This is a genomic window from Paraburkholderia sp. BGA-UO-ETr-F21 (assembly GCF_059567925.1).
This window is the reverse complement of the sequence record NZ_JCAQOY010000007.1, coordinates 355,362-368,893: the sequence shown is the minus strand read 5'-3', so window position 1 is coordinate 368,893 and position 13,532 is coordinate 355,362. Positions and strand designations below refer to the sequence as shown.

14 protein-coding genes and 1 pseudogene are annotated in these 13,532 nt (G+C 62.3%); 12 read left to right on the top strand and 3 right to left on the bottom strand.

Annotated features, from left to right (window positions below; genetic code table 11):
• The first annotated feature begins 14 nt into the window (after nucleotides 1-14).
• The 6 genes from AC57B1_RS06510 (at nucleotide 15) to AC57B1_RS06485 (ending at nucleotide 7,546) form a co-directional block, all read left to right on the top strand.
• Nucleotides 15-815: an SDR family NAD(P)-dependent oxidoreductase gene (locus tag AC57B1_RS06510; protein ID WP_496417005.1), complete on the top strand. Its 801-nt coding sequence runs from the start codon at nucleotides 15-17 to the stop codon at nucleotides 813-815.
• 37 nt (nucleotides 816-852) lie between these two features.
• The gene (locus tag AC57B1_RS06505; RefSeq protein WP_496417004.1) at nucleotides 853-1,614 is read left to right on the top strand and encodes an SDR family oxidoreductase; all 762 of its coding nucleotides are present in this window, start codon (nucleotides 853-855) and stop codon (nucleotides 1,612-1,614) included.
• Between the two features lie 364 nt (nucleotides 1,615-1,978).
• A complete protein-coding gene (locus AC57B1_RS06500) occupies nucleotides 1,979-3,184 on the top strand; it encodes an MFS transporter (RefSeq protein ID WP_496417003.1) in 1,206 nt (401 codons plus the stop codon).
• Between the two features lie 347 nt (nucleotides 3,185-3,531).
• Complete coding sequence (locus tag AC57B1_RS06495; protein ID WP_091801759.1) at nucleotides 3,532-3,987, top strand: (2Fe-2S)-binding protein; 456 nt, start codon at nucleotides 3,532-3,534, stop codon at nucleotides 3,985-3,987.
• A 1-nt stretch (nucleotide 3,988) separates the two neighbouring features.
• Nucleotides 3,989-6,241, top strand: a complete 2,253-nt coding sequence (locus AC57B1_RS06490) for a xanthine dehydrogenase family protein molybdopterin-binding subunit (protein WP_496416238.1) — start codon at nucleotides 3,989-3,991, stop codon at nucleotides 6,239-6,241.
• 12 nt (nucleotides 6,242-6,253) lie between these two features.
• On the top strand, nucleotides 6,254-7,546 hold the full coding sequence (locus AC57B1_RS06485; protein WP_496417002.1) for a c-type cytochrome: 1,293 nt from the start codon (nucleotides 6,254-6,256) through the stop codon (nucleotides 7,544-7,546).
• A gap of 320 nt (nucleotides 7,547-7,866) precedes the next feature.
• Here the strand turns inward: AC57B1_RS06485 and AC57B1_RS06480 are convergent.
• Together AC57B1_RS06480 and AC57B1_RS06475 are read right to left on the bottom strand one after the other, a co-directional pair.
• A pseudogene (locus AC57B1_RS06480) lies at nucleotides 7,867-8,240 on the bottom strand (DDE-type integrase/transposase/recombinase); the annotation flags it as partial.
• A 62-nt stretch (nucleotides 8,241-8,302) separates the two neighbouring features.
• Entirely contained in the window at nucleotides 8,303-9,340 is a 1,038-nt protein-coding gene (locus AC57B1_RS06475) for a cupin domain-containing protein (protein WP_496417044.1), read from the bottom strand.
• Between the two features lie 73 nt (nucleotides 9,341-9,413).
• Between AC57B1_RS06475 and AC57B1_RS06470 the strand changes: the two genes are divergently transcribed.
• From AC57B1_RS06470 to AC57B1_RS06445, 6 genes are all read left to right on the top strand, one after another.
• The gene (locus tag AC57B1_RS06470) at nucleotides 9,414-9,950 is read left to right on the top strand and encodes a carboxymuconolactone decarboxylase family protein (protein WP_496417001.1); all 537 of its coding nucleotides are present in this window, start codon (nucleotides 9,414-9,416) and stop codon (nucleotides 9,948-9,950) included.
• Nucleotides 9,951-9,991: 41 nt separating this feature from the next.
• On the top strand, nucleotides 9,992-11,386 hold the full coding sequence (locus AC57B1_RS06465) for a dihydrolipoyl dehydrogenase (RefSeq protein WP_496417000.1): 1,395 nt from the start codon (nucleotides 9,992-9,994) through the stop codon (nucleotides 11,384-11,386).
• 309 nt (nucleotides 11,387-11,695) lie between these two features.
• A complete protein-coding gene (locus AC57B1_RS06460; RefSeq protein ID WP_496416999.1) occupies nucleotides 11,696-11,965 on the top strand; it encodes a type II toxin-antitoxin system ParD family antitoxin in 270 nt (89 codons plus the stop codon).
• Nucleotides 11,962-12,273: a type II toxin-antitoxin system RelE/ParE family toxin gene (locus AC57B1_RS06455; RefSeq protein ID WP_095423370.1), complete on the top strand. Its 312-nt coding sequence runs from the start codon at nucleotides 11,962-11,964 to the stop codon at nucleotides 12,271-12,273. The genes AC57B1_RS06460 and AC57B1_RS06455 overlap by 4 nt, the downstream gene beginning before the upstream one ends.
• A 116-nt stretch (nucleotides 12,274-12,389) precedes the next feature.
• Entirely contained in the window at nucleotides 12,390-12,551 is a 162-nt protein-coding gene (locus tag AC57B1_RS06450; protein WP_496416998.1) for a hypothetical protein, read from the top strand.
• A gap of 126 nt (nucleotides 12,552-12,677) precedes the next feature.
• Nucleotides 12,678-12,986, top strand: coding sequence for a hypothetical protein (locus AC57B1_RS06445; protein ID WP_496416997.1), 309 nt, complete (start codon nucleotides 12,678-12,680; stop codon nucleotides 12,984-12,986).
• A 144-nt stretch (nucleotides 12,987-13,130) separates the two neighbouring features.
• Here the strand turns inward: AC57B1_RS06445 and AC57B1_RS06440 are convergent, their stop codons facing one another.
• Nucleotides 13,131-13,508 carry a hypothetical protein gene (locus tag AC57B1_RS06440; protein WP_496416996.1) on the bottom strand — a complete coding sequence of 126 codons (378 nt, stop codon included), beginning with the start codon at nucleotides 13,506-13,508 and terminating at the stop codon, nucleotides 13,131-13,133.
• Nucleotides 13,509-13,532: the final 24 nt, after the last annotated feature.

The window sequence follows — 13,532 nt, the reverse complement described above, 5'->3', positions numbered from 1 at the left end:
ACAGGAGCGAAAGCATGACGCAAACACATCTGGGTACGGCGTTGATCACGGGCGCCTCGTCGGGAATCGGCGCGGTGTATGCCGACCGTCTCGCGCGTCGGGGCTACGACCTCTTGCTCGTTGCACGCAACCGTGAACGGCTCATGACGCTTGCCAGCAGCATCACGACCGACACCCGGCGAAACGTCGAGATTCTCGACGCTGACCTCGGCGACGGAGTTGCACTGACGAGTGTCGAAGCCAAGCTGCGGCAGGACGCGAGCATCACTCTGCTGGTTAACAACGCAGGCATCGGCACGCACACTCCGCTCGTAGATAGCGACGTCGACGCGATGTCACGCATGATCGACCTTAACGTGACGGCCTTGATGCGCCTCACCTACGCTGCTGTGCCGGGCTTTCTTTCCCGTGGCAAGGGCGCCGTCATCAACATCTCGTCGATCGTGGCGCTCGCACCGGAAATGCTCAACGGCGTGTATGGCGGTAGCAAGGCATTCGTGCTCGCCTTCACCCAGTCGCTGCATCATGAACTGGCCGGTAAGGGCATACAGGTGCAGGCCGTATTGCCTGGCGCAACGGCCACCGATTTCTGGCAGACAGGCGGCCTTCCGCTCGAAAGCCTCGACAAGTCGATCGTGATGTCCGCCGGGAACATGGTCGATGCCGCACTGGTCGGGTTTGATCGCAGCGAACTCGTGACGATCCCGTCACTGCAAGACGTGGCCAGGTGGGAGGACTTTGCAGACGCCCGGCGGGCGATGTCAAACCTGTTGTCGACCAACACACCGGCGCCGCGTTATGCGGCATCGCGCTAAGCACCATTCGCATTTCATCGTCAAAGGAGCAGTAATAATGAAACTCACAAACAACACAGTCTTTATCACGGGCGGAACCTCGGGCATTGGCCGTTCGCTCGCCGAAGCTTTTCACAGCCGCGGGAACAAGGTCATCGTCGCTGGGCGCCGCAAGGCGTTGCTGGACGAGGTTGCAAGTGCGAATCCGGGCATCGACACAATTGAGCTCGATATCGCCGATGGCGCACAGATCCAGCAGGTCGCGCAACAGCTCATCGCGAAATATCCGAAGCTCAACGTTGTCATCAACAACGCGGGCATCATGCCGTTCGACGATGCTGGCGGCGTACTCGACGACGCGCAAGCTGTTCATCTGATCAACACGAACCTGCTCGGACCTGTTCGGCTGAGCGCGGCACTTGTCGAGCATCTGAAGCAACAGCCGGAGTCGTACATCATCAACAACAGTTCCGTGCTGGCCTACGTGCCGCTCGCTACCACTGCGCTCTACTCGGCGACGAAGGCCGCGCTGCATTCGTACTCAATGTCGCAGCGTTTCATGCTGCGTGACACCAGCGTGCGGGTACTCGAAATCGCGCCGCCGTGGGTCGATACGGATCTTGTCCACAAGAGCGGCGACCCGCGAGCGATGCCGTTGGCTGCGTTCATCGCTGAGACAATGGACAAGCTCGCCACGGCGACGACAGAGGTGGTCGTCAGCGTCGCGCAGCCGCTGCGCGACAACGCTGGACCGAACGAGCACGCGTTCGTCGACCAGTTCAATCTTTCGCTGCGGGACAACCCGATCCCCGTCGCCTGACGCTCGCGCGCCCTCGAAATCAGGGTTGCGATGAGCCGAACATCACAGCGAACCGCGCAATGTCGACGCTCGACGAGTTGCGCGCGGTCAAGCGTGCGCTCGTTATCGGCCTCTTCCTGTTGGCGAGCCACGACGCAGCTGAGCGGCGAGAAGATCGTCGCCACGATGAAGGATGCGGTTTCGAGTCCACACACCGGCGTCGCGAACGCAGGCAGCTCTACGCCGGTGCTGAACCGCTGAGCGCGTCCGTTGCGTCAAACGCCGGACTGGCTGATCGTTGCTGCGGTCGTGCTCTTCGTCGCGGCGAATGTCGTCCGGTACCCGCTCGGCGTTTGATGCCGTGCGCCTCAATCTTGGAACACTCATGACCACATCATTTTCCGCGCCGACCACGCGCGCGCTCCGGGCGCTCAGCCTTGCGTATTTTGTGCAAGCAACGGGTGCTCTGTCCGTCGTCGGGAGTCTCGATTCGATCTCGCGTCAATGGGGGCTCGCCGATTCGCAAAGTGCCTATTTGATTTCGGTGTTCGGCGTCACGTTCGCTTTTGCCGCGCCGCTGCTGCAAGTGGGCTTCGGACACTTGCGCCGGCGTCGCCAAGTGTTGATCGGCTTGGCACTCTTCAGCGCTTCGGCGTTGTTGTTCGCCGCCGCGCCGGACTATCGCGTGCTCCTGCTTTCGCGCGTGCTCATGGGGCTCGGCGCGGGTTTTATCGGCCCCGTGCTCGGCGCGTTGGGTTCGAGCCTGGTTGAGCGAGAGCACCAAGGCAGTGCGATCGCTGTCGTCCTGCTCGGACTGAGCGTCGCAGGGCTTGTTGGCATGCCGCTGTCCGCGTGGGTCGCTCACGCATGGGGTGCGCGAGCGCTGTTCCTGGCGGTCGGAGTGGTGGGCGCGGCGACCGCAGCACTCATCGCGTGGGTGGTACCCGACTCCAGCGAAGGCGAGCACGTCAGGCTCGCGACGGTCGTCTCGCTTTTGACGCGCGTCGACACCCTCACCGCGTTCCTCGTAGTGTTCTTCATTGCGGCAGGCGTTTATTCGACGTATTCGTTCATTGCGCCCATCATCCGTGACGTCTTTCATGCGGGGCCTGGAACGGTGTCGACATCGCTTGTTGTGCTGGGCGTGGCAGGCGTCGGGGGCAATCTGTTCGTGACCCGCGCAGCACGGCGCTATGGCTCGGAAACGATGCTGCTAGCCGGCCTCGCGCTGCTTGCGGCGGACCTCGTCTTTCTCTGGTTTGCATCGCCGAGCGTGCAATGGCTGTTCGTCGCGCTGACGGCGTGGGCGTTCGCGACCGATCTGCTGTGGCCTTCGCAGCAAAGACGCATCGTGGAACTCGTGCCGCACTTACGTGGCGTATCGTTGGCATTGACCGCGTCGTTTGTGTTCTGTGGGATTGCCCTCGGTTCGGCTGTCGCAGCATGGATCTATCCGGCGCTTGGTTTCACTGGAGTGATCGCCAGTTCGCTGCTTTTTCTCGCGCTGGCTACCGCTAGCCTTACCATTTCGCGAGCGTCCGTTGCGGCGAAGGCGAAACTGGGAACTTGTCGTAGCTCGCTTCGATCATGAAGCCATCGATTCAGGACGCGACTACACCCGTGCGATGCCTCTGTATTCATCGTCACGGATTGTTTCTCGGTGCATTGCTTCATGTTCGAAGCGTTCCTCTTCGACGCAGGGCCCCGAGGCCCGCGGCAATAGCGGCCATTGAAGCGACGGAGCTCTCTCTCACCGATTACACTCTGCCAGATGTTTCCAGCATGCCGCGGATGTGGCCAAACCGGCCGACTGGCGCGCGACTGCGGGAATTTTAGTGTTATTGCATCTTTTCGAACAAACGCAACAATCCTGCCCTTTGATTTAACGTCTTGGTCTAAACAGACTCACAAAACAACAACCCCACCCGGAGCCGCTCAATGACAACGCTCAATATCAACGGCCAGACGCATACCGTCGACGCGCCACCCGACATGCCGCTACTGTGGGTCTTGCGCGATCTGGTCGGCCTGACCGGCACGAAGTTCGGTTGCGGCATCGCGCAATGCGGCGCCTGCACCGTGCATCTCGACGGCGTGGCGGTGCGCTCGTGCGTGTTGCCGGCAGCGGCCGTCGGCGACCGCAAGATCACCACGATCGAAGCGGTAGGCAACACGCCGGCGGGTCAGAAAGTGCAGCAGGCATGGCGTCAACTGGACGTGGTGCAATGCGGCTACTGCCAGTCCGGGCAGGTGATGTCGGCGGCTTCGCTGCTCGCGAGCAACCCCAATCCTACCGACGCGGACATCGACGCGGCCATGGCCGGCAATATCTGCCGCTGCGGCACATACAACCGCATCCGCGCGGCGATCAAGCAAGCCGCGAAGGGGGCCTGACATGTCCCAGGGATTGCTCGATGCACAGAACGGCGGCGCGTCTTCGAAAGGCGGCGCGCGGGCCGCGGGTGGATTGTCCCGCCGCACCTTTCTGAAGTTCGGCGTGACGGTGGGGGCGGCGGCCGGTGGCGGCCTGCTGCTCGGCTTCAGCATGCCGGCCGCCAGCCAGGATCAGAAGGCCGGCAAATCGGTGATTGGCGGCGACGGTGTCGAAACGCCGCAAAGCGGTGTGTTCGCGCCGAACGCGTTCATCCAGATCGATACTGCGGGCAAGGTCACGCTCGTGATTCCGAAGGTCGAGATGGGCCAGGGCGTCTATACGTCGATTCCGATGCTGATTGCCGAAGAGCTCGAAGTGCCGCTCGACTCGATCACCGTCGACCACGCGCCGCCGAACGAAAAGCTCTTCATGGACCCGCTGCTCGGCGGCCAGCTCACGGGCGGTTCGACCTCGATCCGCTATGCGTGGGAGCCGATGCGTAAAGCCGGCGCCGCCGCGCGCACGGTTCTGATCAGCGCGGCCGCGCAGCAATGGCAAGTCGATCCGGCGAGCTGCCATGCGCAGGCCGGGCAGGTGATTCATGAGGCCAGCAAGCGCAGCATCGGCTATGGCGAGCTGGTCACCGCGGCCGCCGGTCTGCCGGCGCCGCAGAACGTCAAGCTCAAAGACCCGAAGGACTTCAAGCTGATCGGCACGCCGGCGAAGCGCCTCGACTCGCCGGAGAAAGTGGACGGTACCGCGCAGTTCGGGCTCGACGTGCGCGTGCCCGACATGGTCTATGCGGCGATTGCCAATTGTCCGGTGTTCGGCGGCACGCTCGCGAGCGTCGACGACACCCACGCGAAAAAGATCCCCGGTGTGCGTCAGGTCATCAAGATCGACAACGCGGTCGCCGTGATCGGCGATCACACCTGGGCCGCGAAGCGCGGCGTGCAGGCGCTCGTGATCAAATGGAACGAAGGCGCGGGCGCGAACGTTTCGATGAAACAGATCGTCGACGATCTCGCGAACGCGTCGCAGCGCAACGGCGCGGTGGCGCGTAAAGACGGCGACGTCGGCAGTGCATTCAACAATGCCAAGACGCGCGTGGACGCCGTCTATCAGCAGCCGTTCCTCGCGCACGCCACCATGGAGCCGATCAACTGCACGGTGCATGTGCGCCCCGACGGCTGCGATGTCTGGCTCGGCTCGCAAGTGCCGACGCGGGTCGTGGACGCCGCCGTGGCGGTCACGGGTTTGCCCGCCGACAAGATCGTCGTGCACAACCACCTGATCGGCGGCGGCTTCGGGCGGCGGCTCGAATTCGACATGGTCACGCAGGCGGTCAAGGTCGGCAAACAGGTATCGACGCCGGTGAAGGTGGTCTGGACACGCGAAGAAGACATTCAGCACGACATGTACCGGCCGTACTACTACGACAAGATTTCCGCGGGCCTCGACGCGAACGGCAAGCCGGTTGCGTGGCAGCACCGCATCGTCGGTTCTTCGGTGATGGCGCGTTTCGCGCCGCCCGCGTTCAAGAACGGGCTCGATCCGGATGCGGTCGAAGTCGCTTCGGACCTGCCGTACGACTTGCCGAATCAACTGGTCGACTACGTTCGTCAGGAGCCGCACGCGGTTCCCACCGCATTCTGGCGCGGCGTGGGACCGACGCGCGGCACTTTCGTGGTGGAGAGCTTTATCGATGAACTCGCGGCGCAGGCCAAAGTCGATCCGGTCAAATACCGTCAGGATCTGCTCGGCAAGACGCCGCGCGCGTTGAACGTGCTCAACGTCGCCACGCAGGCGGCGAACTGGGGCAGCGCGGTGCCGAAGGGGCAGGGGCGCGGCGTGTCCGTCATGCATGCGTTCGGCAGCTTCTTCGGGATCGTCGTGGATGTCGCGGTGGATCAGGGCGAGGTGGCGGTCAAGCGTGTGGTGTGCGCGGTCGATTGCGGCATGGTGGTCAATCCGAACACGGTGGAGGCGCAGGTGCAGGGCGGCATCATCTTCGGTATCACGGCGGCGCTCTATAGCGAGATCACGATCAAGGACGGCCGCGTCGAGCAGAACAACTTCACCGATTACCGGATGTTGCGGATCGATCAGACGCCGCCTATCGAGGTGCATATCGTGAAGAGCGGCGAGGCGCCCGGCGGCATCGGCGAACCCGGCACGGCGGCGCTCGCGCCCGCGCTGACCAACGCGATTTTCGCGGCCACCGGCAAACGGCTGCGGCAGTTGCCCGTCGGCAGCCAGTTGCAAACCGCCTGACCGGAGCCCGATATGAAAAACACACTGAAGGGTTTTGCCGTCGCGTTGAGCGTGACGCTGCCGTTGTTCGCGCAGACTCCGGCGCAGGCGGCCGCGCAATCCGCCGATCCTGCGCTCGTGCAACGTGGCGCCTATCTGGCGAAGGTCGGCGATTGCGTCGCCTGTCATACGGCGCCGAAAGGCAAGCCGTTTGCGGGCGGCCTGCCGATGACCACGCCGATGGGCCAGATCTACACCACCAACATCACGCCCGATCCGCAAACCGGCATTGGCGGTTACACGGAGGAGGACTTCGCGCGGGCCATGCGCGAAGGCGTCGCGAAAGACGGCCACAATCTCTATCCGGCGATGCCGTACCCGTCGTACGCGAAGGTCAACGACGACGACATGAAAGCGCTGTACGCGTATTTCATGAGCGGCGTGGCGCCCGTGCAGCAGGCGAACCGCGAGCCGGACATCAAGTGGCCATTGAACATGCGCTGGCCGCTGAAGTTCTGGAACATGGTGTTCCTGGAGAAAGGCGTCTATCAGGACAAGTCGGGCAAAGACGTGGCATGGAATCGCGGCGCGTATCTGATTCAGGGGCTCGGGCACTGCGGCTCGTGTCACACGCCGCGCGGCATCGCGTTCCAGGAGAAGGCGCTCGATGAAAGCGGCAGCGCGTTCCTGACCGGCGGACTGCTCGACGGCTGGTTCGCGGCGAACCTGACCGGCGAGCACAACGTCGGTCTGGGCCGCTGGAACGATCAGGATCTGCAGGCGTTCCTGAAGACCGGCGCGAATCGCCATGCATCGGCGTTCGGTTCGATGACCAGCGTGATCAACAACAGCACGCAGAACATGAACGACACCGACATCGCCGCGATGACGACGTATCTGAAGTCGCTGCCGTCGGCGGGCGGCACCGGCGCGCCGCCTTATACGTACGACCCGCAGGCGACCAAAGTGTCGCTGAACCGTCCGGCGAACAATGAAGGCGCGCGTGTCTACACGGCGTACTGCATGCACTGCCACGGCGTCGACGGACGCGGCTTCGCGCCGATGCTGGCGCCGTTGTCCGGCAATCCGAACGTGCTGGAAAAGGATCCGTCGTCGCTGATCAACGTGACGCTGAACGGCACGGAGGACCTGGTGATCGGCGGCATTCCCGCGCCGTATCCGATGCCGAAATACGCACCGGTGCTCAACGACCAGCAGATCGCGGATGTGTTGACCTTCGTGCGGGCGGGTTGGAACAACGGCGCGCCGGCGGTGACGGCGGAAGACGTGGCAAAGCTGCGTAAGTCGACGCACGCGGCGCGCTAGTTCTATCAGGCGGCGCGAAAAAAAAGCGGCAACCGTTGTGCACGGTTGCCGCTTTTTTATATTTAGTCGCCGCTACTATCTCAGCCTAATCGGTGCAACACGACCGTCAATGACAGAGATGTGCACAGTGAGGCCGGGGGAAAGTAAGCGCCTCGGTACCCCCCTTTCACAGTAGTGAATTTTTAGACGCGTGATTGGTGTCAATCGAACTAAACATGGAACCCCCTCACGGTCTCGAAACCGACTCAATCAAAGGGGCGGCCGCGGAATTGTCACGTTGGCTGATCGACGGCGCAAATCTACAGAGGACGAGTAGTTGCTCAGACGGCTGACGGATTCTGGGCGAATTCGATGAATCGATGCCGTGCGTCGAAACGCCGGGCGAGTTGATTGCGGTAGAGAGAAGCACGCAGCAAGTGTCGCTTGAGCGCGAAGTGCTGCCGGATTGGTCCGAAGCACGAGAGAAACACCTGGGTGCGCTTTGGGTCTCGAAACCGCGCAAGCGCCGCTCACGTTCACGCTTAGGTTGATGGCTATTCTCGGCCCGATTGTTCACGCGGGTTGCAGCCTTAAAAAACACATGTTTGACGTTTGCAAGTTCGGGGATCCTGGACTTCGCGGCCGGATAACTGCGCAGCTGGTCGGTGATAACCTTGCGCGGCGGGGGGCAGTAATGAAGCATGCGCTTGTGGAAACCCGCTGGCGTTCGCCACGTCGAATGTCCGCTTCGCTCTCGAGATGGTTCGCCAAGCTTTCTCAGTCTCGACTTTTTTCCTGCTCGCCAGTTCTTGAGGAACGGGCGCGCCACTTTGCCGGCGTCATGCCTACCTGCCGTTTGAACACGCGCTGAAACGCGGCATCCGATTGATATCCCACCGCTTCGCCGATCTCCGCGACAGACATCCCTGTTTGCGCCAGTTTGCGCCCGGCGAGCGCCATGCGAATTTCGGTGAGCACGTCGCTGGCTGAACGGCTGATCGCTTCTTCGAAGTGGCGTGCAAACGTGGCACGCGACATGTGACAGAGTTCAGCCAGTTGAGGAAGCGTCCACGGCTTCCCGGGTTCGTCGAACATGGCCGCGAGAGCTGGCTGCAGCCGCTGTCGCTGCGCGAGCGCCAGCAGGCCGCGCGGCGCCTGGTCAGTATCGGAGGCGCAACGCAGGGTCAACGCAAACAGGGCCCCCGACAACTGGTTCACGACCGTCGCGCTGCCCGGGCGTTGCTCAAACGCCTCCTCGCGCATCAATTCAATGACTCGGGCAAGCCTGGTTGCTGCAAACGCGGCGTCGCGCGCCTGCCCGTCGCCCTCGCTCACGCTGCTCACCAGCAAACGCCCCGGCAGATGGTCGCGCATCAACTGCTGCGGCACCGCCGGGAGCACGAAGCGGCCGCACAGTACATCGGCGCCACCCCGTGCGCTGCCGTTCGTGACAATGGTCAAGCCGTCCTTGTGCTGCTCGCGCGCCGGGCGGGGCGGATTGCCGCTGCCGTCGCGCAAGCTGTGTGCGCTGCCGGAAGGAAACAGCACGATATCGCCGGCTTTCATGCGAAGTGCCGGTTCGCTTCTGCCTCCAGCGTCGCTTTCCACCACGGCCTCGCCGCGCAACAGCACGTGATACGGAAATTCCCAGTCATTCGACTCCGGGTGGTCGATGCGCCACGGCGAGCCGAAGTGGCATCGCACATCCAGCCGTCCAGTGACCGGCATCAGCGAGAGCAGTCGGTCCAGCAGTTCCATATGAGACGTTTGAGCATGAAGTTGCGGAATTATGGCATTAAAGAACTCGCCGTGCATCCCTACACTGACTCCCATGCCATAGGACATGGCTAGGCAGTTCAACCCACCAATCTGAAGGAAGGAGTCAATCATGTCCCGTCTGACCACCATTCACCCTGAAGAAGCAACTGGCGCGGCCGCTGAAGTGTTCGCGAAGATCAAGAAGGCTGTCGGCAAGGTGCCCAATGCGTACGCTACCGTCGGCACGCACAGCCCCGAAGCGCTCAGCGCGGCGCTCGCGTTCGACGCCGCAGTGGCTGCCAGCACGCTCGGCAAGGCAGACGTCGAAGTCATCAAGCTGGCTGTCAGCGAACACGTGGGCTGTGACTACTGTGTCGCCGCTCATACGTTGATGGGCAAGCTGGCCGGACTGTCGAGCGATGACATGAAGCAGGTGCGTGCTGGCGTTGCAACTGGCGACGAGAAGCGCGACGCGCTGGTGACGTATGTAAGTACGTTGGTCGGCACGCGTGGCACGGTGCCGGAGGCGGCTGTCGATGCGGTGCGGGCGGTTGGTTACACCGACCGCCAGATCATCGAAATCAACCTCGCCATCGCGTCGATTACATTCACGAATCTCGTAAATCGCGTGAATGACACGACGCTCGACTTTCCGGCAGTCAAGTAACCCGTAGCTCCAGCACCCAGTCCTCGACAGGAGAGATTGCCATGCGCACCATTCGTACAGACGTCGCCGTTATCGGCGCAGGGACGGCCGGGCTGTCGGCTTACCGCAGCGCGAAAGCCGAAGGCCGCACGGCCGTAATCATCGAAGGCGGTGAATACGGCACGACGTGTGCGCGAGTGGGGTGCATGCCGTCGAAGCTGCTGATCGCGGCGGCGGAAGCCGCGCATGCCGCGAGCCACGCCGGCGCATTCGGCGTTCGTGTCGAGGGGGTGCGGGTAGACGGCAAGGCGGTCATGGATCGGGTGCGCAGCGAGCGCGACCGATTCGTCGGATTCGTCGTGGACGGCGTCCACGCGCTGCCGGAAGCGGACCGGCTGGTCGGCCATGTGCGCTTCATCGACGACCGGCTGCTGCAGGTCGGCGGCGATACGCTCGTGGAGGCGGCGAGCGTGGTGATCGCGACCGGCTCCACTCCCGTCATTCCCGACGTGCTTCGTGGCGTGGGCGAGCGCGTCATCGTGAACGACGACGTATTTGCCTGGCAGACGCTGCCGCGCAGCGTGGCGGTGGTTGGCCCGGGCGCGATCGGGTTGGAACTCGGTCAGGCGCTCGCCCGCCTTGGCGTGGAGGTGAGCGTGTTTGGCGCCCGCGGCAGCGTGGGACCGCTGACGGACCCGTTGATCGTGGAGGAGGCGCGCTCGACATTTGCGCACGCGTTCCACTTCGAGCCGCAAGGTATGCTCGAGGCCGCGACGGCAGTTGAGGGCGGCGTGCAGATCCGCTTTGCGCGCGCCGACGGCAGTTACTTTGAACGCAGCTACGAGTACGTTCTGGCGGCGGCCGGGCGACGGCCGAACGTTGCGGACCTCGGCCTTGAAAACACATCGCTCGCACTGGACAGTCATGGCGTGCCGCGTTTCAATCGCGACACGCTGCAAGCAGGCGCGCACCTCGTCTTCATTGCCGGCGACGCGAACGGGATCCTGCCGCTCTTGCATGAGGCCGCCGACGAAGGCCGGGCCGCCGGCCGCAATGCCGCGCTGTATCCGGATGTCGTGCCGCTCGTGAGGCGTGCGCCGCTCGCGATCGTTTTCTCGGACCCTCATATTGCCATGGTCGGGGCACGGTACCGCGAGCTCGTGCCGGGCAGTTTTGTGGCAGGCGAAGTGAGCTTCGAAGATCAGGGGCGCAGTCGCGTCATGCTGAAGAACCGCGGACTGGCAAGGGTGTACATCGACCGCGCGACGCGGCGCTTCGTGGGCGCGGAATGGTTCGGCCCGGCTGCGGAACACATCGGTCATCTGCTTGCGTGGAGCTTGCAAATGCAGGTTACGGTCGACGATATGCTCGGGATGCCTTTCTATCATCCGGTCGTCGAAGAGGGCTTGAGGACGGCGTTGCGGGATGCGGTAGCAAGGTTGCAAGGCGGCGTGTGAACTCAGATGTCTTGAAGATGGGTGACGCCTAAACGTAGGGGAGCTGGTGTAGGCCGGCAAGCTCGTCCTACTCGGCCAGATGGCGGCGAGCGTCACTCACAAGCTGAGTCAGCCGCTGGTCGCGATGCGCACGCTCGTGGACAAACGGGAACAAAATTACTTGAACCGACGCCAGCGCGATGGCGGCATTCCATTTCTAATCTTGAATTTCACATTATTAAAGTTGTCCCCAATTTTTAAACAGGGAATCGTTGCATGACAAGTCCTTGGCGAGTAGGATTTAATCCTATTCAGTGCCGGGAGGCTCCGATGCGAACGACGCAGCAGATGAGTATTACGCTACCCAATGAAATGGCGGACTTTGTCCGCGACAAGGTTGCTCGCGGCGACTACGCATCCGACAGCGAAGTGCTTCGAGATGCGCTCCGGGTGCTTCGTGAGCGGGATCGGGCAGTCGAAGCCTGGTTGCGCGATCAGGTTGTTCCTGCTGCGCAAGCACTCCGCGACGACCCCGGGCGAGCGCTGTCTGCCGATCAGCTGCGCGCTGAGCTCAAGAAATCCCGGGCGCGTCGCGGATGAATTGGAAGGTTCAGTTTGCCCCTGAAGCACTCGGCCAGTTGCAGGAACTCGAAGAACGGATCGCACGGGTCGGTGCTCCAATCACCGCGGAACGTTATGTCGATGCAATCGTAGACTTCTGCATGTCACTGCAGACCTTCGCTGCTCGCGGGGTCGCACGCGACGACCTGTTGCCGGGACTTAGAATCACGCACTTCCGCAAGCGCGCGATCATCGCTTACTTGCTGGACGACGAAACTGTCTCAATCTTGGGCGTCTTTTATGGAGGCCAGGACTACGAGACCGTGCTTGGATCCGAAGACAGGTAAGTCACAGCGGAAATCAGGCGTCACATATCCGCTTGCTCGCGCAGGCTTGCCGGACGAGGAACTTGTGCAACAACCTGCTGCACAATTCCAGGCGAATGAGCGCGGCGGAGTAGCCCATGCTTCAAGAAGTGCAGGAATCACTGGAAGCGGAGTTCCCGTTGATCGGCTTGATTAAAACAGACCGCCGGCCAGATGTGCCCGAGGCGTGGCACGCGTTCAGCGGCATGTGCAGCCGGAGCACGATAATCCAGATCCACCCGCAATTTAATTTGACATAATTAAAGTTGTCGCTCGCACGCATATAGAAGCAAAGTAGTAGTGTCGTACCTGAGCAAAGTACAGATGTCGTACCCCACGGATCTGTAGCGCATGCTGGTGCGGTTTTCCCGCCTGTGGAGACCGCCATGACGCGCACCGGGACGATCACGATGAGCGCTGGTATACCGGCTGGTACGCCGGTACTGCACTGGGAGGACGTAGACGAAGGTGGATTCCGGATCGCGGCGAACGTCGCTGAAGCTGCCCGACGCGCTGGACATGTGTTGCAGCCTTACAGAATGAGTCCGTCAGACATCCTCGAAGACCGGCGGTGCCCAGTCGCTGGTGGCCAGGCCGAACGCATGCGGGCGTTTGCAGCCAAGGCTGGTTGGGCCGAGTTGGCAGTTGCGCTTTCCGAGTCGGAATTTACCGCGGAGCAAGAGGTTCTGGATTGAGAACCAACTCGGCGGCCAAGTACTTTCTAATCCTGACAGGCGCTCGAATCTGTAGGTGGTGCAGGGTTCAGGGGGCGCTGTATCTCTATGGGAAAGCGCGAGTTGTCCACGGCACGACGGTGGGCAACTCCCCTCCCCCAGATTCTACCGCAGCCACCAGCCGCCCCTCAGGCCCGTTTGCGACGGAACGAAGCAATCAGGTTGCGGCGCATGTCCTGAAGCTGCTGGGCGGCCTGTGAATCCGTCATGACCATAGCAGTCTCGCTGAGGGCTGCGGTACTGCTCGAAGTGTGAGATCGAGTGCAGCCGGTCCCACGGCGTCATGATCATCTCGGTCGGGTAGGTCTTGCGGATGCGCCCGCGTGCATCCATCGTGTCCACCGCGAAGTAGCAGGGCCGATGGAAGTTCAGGTACGGATAAAGCGCCTCTTCGTAGAAGCGGTTGATCGCCGCGGCATGCTTCTGCGGGATGTGGCAGTGAATGGACGCCCATCGAATAGCTGTCGAACAGGTTCGCTTCATCGTAGGCAGCAAAACTGTTTATCA

What these genes read in the sequence shown, in the direction of transcription:
- AC57B1_RS06500 (WP_496417003.1), top strand. Translation starts at nt 1,979, where the DNA reads ATGACCACATCATTTTCCGCGCCGACCACGCGCGCGCTCCGGGCGCTC.
- AC57B1_RS06445 (WP_496416997.1), top strand. Translation starts at nt 12,678, where the DNA reads ATGACGCGCACCGGGACGATCACGATGAGCGCTGGTATACCGGCTGGT.
- AC57B1_RS06495 (WP_091801759.1), top strand. Translation starts at nt 3,532, where the DNA reads ATGACAACGCTCAATATCAACGGCCAGACGCATACCGTCGACGCGCCA.
- AC57B1_RS06450 (WP_496416998.1), top strand. Translation starts at nt 12,390, where the DNA reads ATGCTTCAAGAAGTGCAGGAATCACTGGAAGCGGAGTTCCCGTTGATC.
- AC57B1_RS06440 (WP_496416996.1), bottom strand. Translation starts at nt 13,508, where the DNA reads ATGAAGCGAACCTGTTCGACAGCTATTCGATGGGCGTCCATTCACTGC.
- AC57B1_RS06485 (WP_496417002.1), top strand. Translation starts at nt 6,254, where the DNA reads ATGAAAAACACACTGAAGGGTTTTGCCGTCGCGTTGAGCGTGACGCTG.
- AC57B1_RS06465 (WP_496417000.1), top strand. Translation starts at nt 9,992, where the DNA reads ATGCGCACCATTCGTACAGACGTCGCCGTTATCGGCGCAGGGACGGCC.
- AC57B1_RS06475 (WP_496417044.1), bottom strand. Translation starts at nt 9,340, where the DNA reads ATGCACGGCGAGTTCTTTAATGCCATAATTCCGCAACTTCATGCTCAA.
- AC57B1_RS06490 (WP_496416238.1), top strand. Translation starts at nt 3,989, where the DNA reads ATGTCCCAGGGATTGCTCGATGCACAGAACGGCGGCGCGTCTTCGAAA.
- AC57B1_RS06470 (WP_496417001.1), top strand. Translation starts at nt 9,414, where the DNA reads ATGTCCCGTCTGACCACCATTCACCCTGAAGAAGCAACTGGCGCGGCC.
- AC57B1_RS06505 (WP_496417004.1), top strand. Translation starts at nt 853, where the DNA reads ATGAAACTCACAAACAACACAGTCTTTATCACGGGCGGAACCTCGGGC.
- AC57B1_RS06455 (WP_095423370.1), top strand. Translation starts at nt 11,962, where the DNA reads ATGAATTGGAAGGTTCAGTTTGCCCCTGAAGCACTCGGCCAGTTGCAG.
- AC57B1_RS06460 (WP_496416999.1), top strand. Translation starts at nt 11,696, where the DNA reads ATGCGAACGACGCAGCAGATGAGTATTACGCTACCCAATGAAATGGCG.
- AC57B1_RS06510 (WP_496417005.1), top strand. Translation starts at nt 15, where the DNA reads ATGACGCAAACACATCTGGGTACGGCGTTGATCACGGGCGCCTCGTCG.